Annotated in this window: 3 protein-coding genes and 2 pseudogenes; 3 read left to right on the forward strand and 2 right to left on the reverse strand. The window is 65.8% G+C overall.

From position 1 onward, the window contains the following. Both ACK59X_RS08310 and ACK59X_RS08315 read left to right on the forward strand, forming a co-directional pair. Positions 1-208 (forward strand): annotated as a pseudogene (locus tag ACK59X_RS08310) (NUDIX hydrolase); the annotation flags it as partial. A gap of 5 nt (positions 209-213) precedes the next feature. Further along, positions 214-453 carry a sulfurtransferase TusA family protein gene (locus ACK59X_RS08315; protein WP_409956413.1) on the forward strand — a complete coding sequence of 80 codons (240 nt, stop codon included), beginning with the start codon at positions 214-216 and terminating at the stop codon, positions 451-453. A gap of 125 nt (positions 454-578) precedes the next feature. On the opposite strand, the gene galU is transcribed toward ACK59X_RS08315, so the two are convergent. Both galU and ACK59X_RS08325 read right to left on the reverse strand, forming a co-directional pair. Beyond that, positions 579-1,466, reverse strand: a complete 888-nt coding sequence (galU, locus tag ACK59X_RS08320; RefSeq protein WP_409956414.1) for a UTP--glucose-1-phosphate uridylyltransferase GalU — start codon at positions 1,464-1,466, stop codon at positions 579-581. 79 nt (positions 1,467-1,545) lie between these two features. Further along, a complete protein-coding gene (locus tag ACK59X_RS08325) occupies positions 1,546-4,443 on the reverse strand; it encodes a valine--tRNA ligase (RefSeq protein WP_409956415.1) in 2,898 nt (965 codons plus the stop codon). A gap of 302 nt (positions 4,444-4,745) precedes the next feature. Here ACK59X_RS08325 and ACK59X_RS08330 point away from each other — a divergent pair. After that, positions 4,746-5,509 (forward strand): annotated as a pseudogene (locus ACK59X_RS08330) (peptidase M48); the annotation flags it as partial.

Genomic DNA, 5,509 nt, shown 5'->3' on the forward strand with positions numbered 1-5,509 from the left:
CCATGTGGTGGCGCACGGTGAAGTGAAGCTCTCGCCCGAGCTGGTGGACTACCGCATGGTCGACCTGGCGGACCTCAAATGCTGGCCTGCCGGCACTGGCTATGCGCTGGCCGACTGGCTGCGCACGCGCGGGCACGAGCCGGTGTTCTTCAACGCCGAGGAAAATGCAGAGCGGCGCCGCGGCCTGGACCTGCCGCCAAAGGACTGACGACCATGGACATCCACAAAGAAATCGACACACGCGGCCTGAACTGCCCCCTGCCCATCCTCAAGGCCAAGAAGGCCCTGGCCGACCTGGCCAGCGGCCAGTTGCTCAAGGTGGTGGCCACCGACGTGGGCTCGGTGCGCGACTTCCAGGCCTTTGCCAAGCAGACGGGCAACGAGCTGGTCGAGCAGACGAGCGAAGGCGCGGACGACGCCAAGGAGTTCATCCACATCTTGCGCCGCAGGTAAAGGCAATTGCCGGATGGAGCGAGGGTGTCTCTGGCTCCACAGCAAAAAGTCCTCCCGCTGCGTGCGCGGCGGGAGGACTTTTTGTTGGTGGGCCTGCCGCACCCGGTACGGCATGAGGATTCGCCTTACAGGCTCAGCCCCTTGAGGTATTCGCGGAAGTAGGCGCCCACCTGCGGGTGTTGCAGCGCCAGTTCCACCGTGGCTTCCAGAAAGCCTTCCTTGCTGCCGCAGTCGTAGCGCTTGCCTTCGTACTGAAAGGCGTACACGGCCTCGTGCGCCATCAGCCGGGCGATGCCGTCGGTGAGCTGGATCTCGCCACCCACGCCGCGCGGCTGGTTGCGGATCTCCTCGAACACGCCGGGCGTGAGGATGTAGCGGCCGGCCACGCCCATGCGCGAAGGGGCCACGTCGGCCTTGGGCTTCTCGACGATGCGGTCGATGCGGATCAGCGGGCCCCCGGCGGATTCGCCGGCCACGATGCCGTACTTGTGCACCTGGTCCTCGGGCACCTCCTGCACGGCGATGACCGAGCGGCCCTGCTGGCGAAAGGCCGCCGCCATCTGCGCCAGCACGGGCTGGCCACCCTTGGGGCCGACCATCAGGTCATCGGCCAGCAGCACGGCAAACGGCTCCTTGCCCACCAGGGGTTCGGCGCACAGCACGGCATGGCCCAGGCCCAGCGAGCGTGGCTGGCGGACAAAGGCGCAGTCCATGTCGTCGGGCTGCACCGAACGCACCAGGTTGAGCAGCTCTTCCTTGCCGGCGGCTTCGAGTTCGTTCTCCAGCTCGTAGGCCGTGTCGAAATGGTCCTCGATGGCGCGCTTGCTGCGGCCGGTCACGAAGATCATGTGGCGGATGCCGGCGGCATAGGCCTCTTCCACGGCGTACTGGATCAGCGGCTTGTCCACCACGGGCAGCATCTCCTTGGGCGATGCCTTGGTGGCCGGCAGAAAGCGTGTTCCCAGGCCGGCAACGGGAAAAACGGCTTTGCGGATGGCGGATGCAGCGGTCATGGGGCTCCTTGCAAGAGGGATGAAAAAGGGGACGGTACCCGCCTGCGCGGGCACGCATCCCCTGAGTATGGCGGCGGTTTCAGCCCAGCCGTGTAAGCTGATCGCGCAATCGGCTCAGCATGGCCGTGAAATCGGCGATGCGCTTCTTCGCCTCGTCGATCACCGCCGGCGGGGCCTTGGCCACGAAGGCCTCGTTGGAGAGCTTGGCCTCGGCCTTGGCTATTTCGCCCTCGACACGCGCGATTTCCTTCGACAGGCGGGCTTTTTCCGCTGGCACGTCGACTTCCATGTGCAGGCACATGCGCGCCTCGCCCACCACCACCACGGGCGCGGCCTGCGCCGCAGCCGCCCAGGCAGCTTCGTCGTCAAACACCTTGACTTCGCTGAGATTGGCCAGGGACTGCAGCACCGGCGCCACACCGCGCATGAAGTCCGTGTCGCCCACGGTGTACAGCGGCAGGCGGGTCGATGGCGAGACATTCATCTCGCCGCGCAGCGTGCGGCAGGCATCCACCAGGCCCTTGACGCGCTCCATGTGCGCAATGGCGGCTTCGTCGATCTTGCTCGGCTGCGCTTCGGGGTAGCGGGCGATGCTGACCGATTCACCCTTGAGACCGGCCACGGGCGCCACCGTCTGCCACAGGGCTTCGGTGATGAACGGGATGATGGGGTGCGCCAGGCGCAGGATGGCTTCGAGCGTGCGGATCAGCGTGCGGCGCGTGGCGCGCTGCTCGGCCTCGGTACCGGTCTGGATCTGTACCTTGGCGATCTCCAGGTACCAGTCGCAGAACTCGTTCCAGACAAAGTCGTAGATCGTGTTGGCCACATTGTCCAGGCGGTACTCGGCAAAGCCCTTGGCCACCTCGGCCTCGGTCTTCTGCAGCAGCGACGAGATCCAGCGGTCCGCCTGGCTGAAGTGCATGTAGCCATGGGCGGGGCCGCCGGGTTGGCACTCTTCCTTGGTATGCTCCTTCAGGCCGCAGTCCTGGCCCTCGCAGTTCATCAGCACGAAGCGGCTGGCGTTCCACAGCTTGTTGCAGAAGTTGCGGTAGCCCTCGCAGCGCTTGCTGTCGAAGTTGATGCTGCGGCCCAGGCTGGCCAGCGCCGCAAAGGTGAAGCGCAGCGCATCGGCACCGTAGGCCGGGATGCCCTCGGGGAACTCCTTTTGCGTGTTCTTGCGCACCGTGGGCGCGGTCTCGGGCTTGCGCAGGCCGGTGGTGCGCTTGTCCAGCAGGGGCTCCAGCGCAATGCCGTCGATCAGGTCCACCGGGTCGAGCACGTTGCCTTCGGACTTGCTCATCTTCTTGCCCTTCGCGTCGCGCACCAGGCCGTGGATGTACACGTGCTTGAACGGCACGCGGCCCGTGAAGTGCGTGGTCATCATGATCATCCGGGCCACCCAGAAGAAGATGATGTCGTAGCCCGTCACCAGCACGGTGCTGGGCAGGTACAGGTTGTAGTCGTCGGTCGGGCCGTCGCCTTGTTCGGGCCAGCCCATGGTGCTGAACGGCACCAGGGCGGACGAGTACCACGTGTCCAGCACGTCCTCGTCGCGGCGCAGGGTCTTGCCCGGGGCCTTGGCCTGGGCCTCGGCTTCGCTGCGGGCCACGATCACGTTGCCGTCCTCGTCGTACCAGGCCGGGATCTGGTGGCCCCACCACAGCTGGCGGCTGATGCACCAGTCCTGGATGTTGTTCATCCACTGGTTGTAGGTGTTCACCCAGTTTTCGGGCACAAAGGTCACCTCACCGCTGGCCACGGCGTCGATGGCCTTTTGCGCAATGCTCTTGCCCGTAGGGTCCTGCTCGCTCACCTTGCTCATGGCCACGAACCACTGGTCGGTGAGCATGGGCTCGACCACCTGGCCGGTGCGGGTGCAGATGGGCACCATGAGCTTGTGCTTCTTGGTCTCCACCAGGGCGCCCGAGGCTTCCAGGTCGGCCACGATGGCCTTGCGCGCCACGAAGCGGTCCAGGCCGCGGTACTTCTCGGGCGCGTTGTCGTTGACGGTGGCCTGCAGCGTGAGCACCACGATCATGGGCAGCTGGTGACGCTGGCCCACGGCATAGTCGTTGGGGTCGTGCGCGGGCGTGACCTTGACCACGCCGGTGCCGAACTCCTTGTCCACATAGTCGTCGGCGATGATGGGGATCTCGCGGCCCACCAGGGGCAGCACCACGTTCTTGCCGATCAGGTGGGTATAGCGCGCGTCCTCGGGGTGCACCATCAGCGCCACGTCGCCCAGCATGGTCTCGGGGCGGGTGGTGGCCACGGTGAGGCTGCCCGATCCGTCGGCCAGCGGGTAGGCGATGTGCCAGAGCGAGCCGTCCTTCTCTTCACTTTCCACTTCGAGGTCGGACACGGCGGACTGCAGCTTGGGGTCCCAGTTCACCAGGCGCTTGCCGCGGTAGATCAGGCCCTGCTCGTACAGCTTCACGAAGGTGTCGGTCACCACCTTGGAGAGCTTGTCGTCCATGGTGAAGTACTCGCGGCTCCAGTCCACGCTGTCGCCCATGCGGCGCATCTGGGTGGTGATGGTGTTGCCGCTCTTTTCCTTCCACTCCCAGACCTTGGCGACGAAGTTCTTGCGCGCCTCGGGCGGGGTGGGGCCCATGTCGTGGCGGCTGATGCCCTGCTCCTGCAACTGGCGTTCCACCACGATCTGCGTGGCGATGCCGGCGTGGTCGGTGCCGGGCACCCAGGCCGTGTTGTGGCCGCGCATGCGGTGGTAGCGCGTCAGGCTGTCCATGATCGTCTGGTTGAACGCATGGCCCATGTGCAGCGTGCCGGTCACGTTGGGCGGCGGCAGCTGGATGGAGAAGGCCGGCTCGCCCGCCTGCGCCGCACCGGTGCCGCGAAAGCCCGCTACGCCATAGCCCCGGCGTTCCCATTCGGGGCCCCAGTGGGCCTCCAGGGCGGCGGGTTCAAACGATTTGGACAGGCTGTCGAGGCCGGGTTGTTGCAGGGGCGTGCTCATGGGTGGGGCAGGGTGGAGAGGCAACCCTGGCGGGGCGCCTCTGCTGTCGAGAGGGTGGAACCCACCATTTTATGCGACACGGGTGCCCGCAGGCCCTGGCTCCCCGGTGATCCATCCGGGCTGGTGTGCCATTCGGTCAGGCACGGCCACCACTTATCCAATTGTTACCTTGTACGGCTGGCACAAAACGGGTGTTTTCCGATAATCCGCGCCAAGGGGTGAGGAAAGGGCGCGCTGCGGGCGTGCCTGGACCCCTTTGCTTCGCCGGATTCCACAAAACCATTCCAACCGTCCGCTCCCGTATGAACATCTCCTCCGCCCTGCGCCTGGGCCTGGCCAAGGTCTTCGGCTATTCGCTGCTGTCGCTGTTCCTGATCCCGCTGGCCGCCTACCTGTTCACCGGCTATGCCCAGCGCGACGAAGACACCCAGTTCCTCGCCCGCATTGGCCAGCGCATCGACGCCGAAAAGGCCATGCCCGCGGCCGAGAAGCAGGCGCAGAAGGATTTCTACCGCGCCAATCCGCCGTCCACCATCTGCACCAACAGGTCGCCCGAGTTGCAGGACTACCGCGAGGCGGTGTGCGAGCAGTACGGCGAGCTGTGGCAGTTCAACCTGGTGCGCAAGGCCTCGTTGTGGACCCTGGTGGCTGGCGCACTGCTGCTGGCCTCGGTGCTGGGCCTCGGTGCCCTGGCCTTCGTGGACCGCAAGATGCAGTACACCAGCTTCGTCACCGGCTGGCACCTGACCACCTGGGCCAGCGCCGCCGCGCTGGTGGTACAGGGGGCGCTGGCGGTCTGGCTGTCGTTCTGGGTCACGGCCTTCTTCTTCCACAAGTATTCGCCCAAGCTCATCATCTTCGTGGGCATTGCGGTGGCCATCGGCGTGCTCATGGCGATCAAGAGCATCTTCACGCGCGTGCAGCTGGACAACGGCGTGGACGGCGAACTCGTGGCCGAGGCCGACGCACCCATCCTGTGGAAGCGCATCCGCCACATGGCAGGTGCCTTCTGGGCCTCCTGCTCCTTAATTTGTAATGCCGGCGAACTTTCTGCAGTGTGCCATGC

Source organism: Acidovorax sp. (assembly GCF_046339755.1).
Taxonomy (GTDB): Bacteria; Pseudomonadota; Gammaproteobacteria; order Burkholderiales; family Burkholderiaceae_C; genus Acidovorax.

Coding starts and splice junctions, on each gene's coding strand:
- ACK59X_RS08315 (WP_409956413.1), top strand. CDS start 214: ATGGACATCCACAAAGAAATCGACACACGCGGCCTGAACTGCCCCCTG.
- galU (WP_409956414.1), bottom strand. CDS start 1,466: ATGACCGCTGCATCCGCCATCCGCAAAGCCGTTTTTCCCGTTGCCGGC.
- ACK59X_RS08325 (WP_409956415.1), bottom strand. CDS start 4,443: ATGAGCACGCCCCTGCAACAACCCGGCCTCGACAGCCTGTCCAAATCG.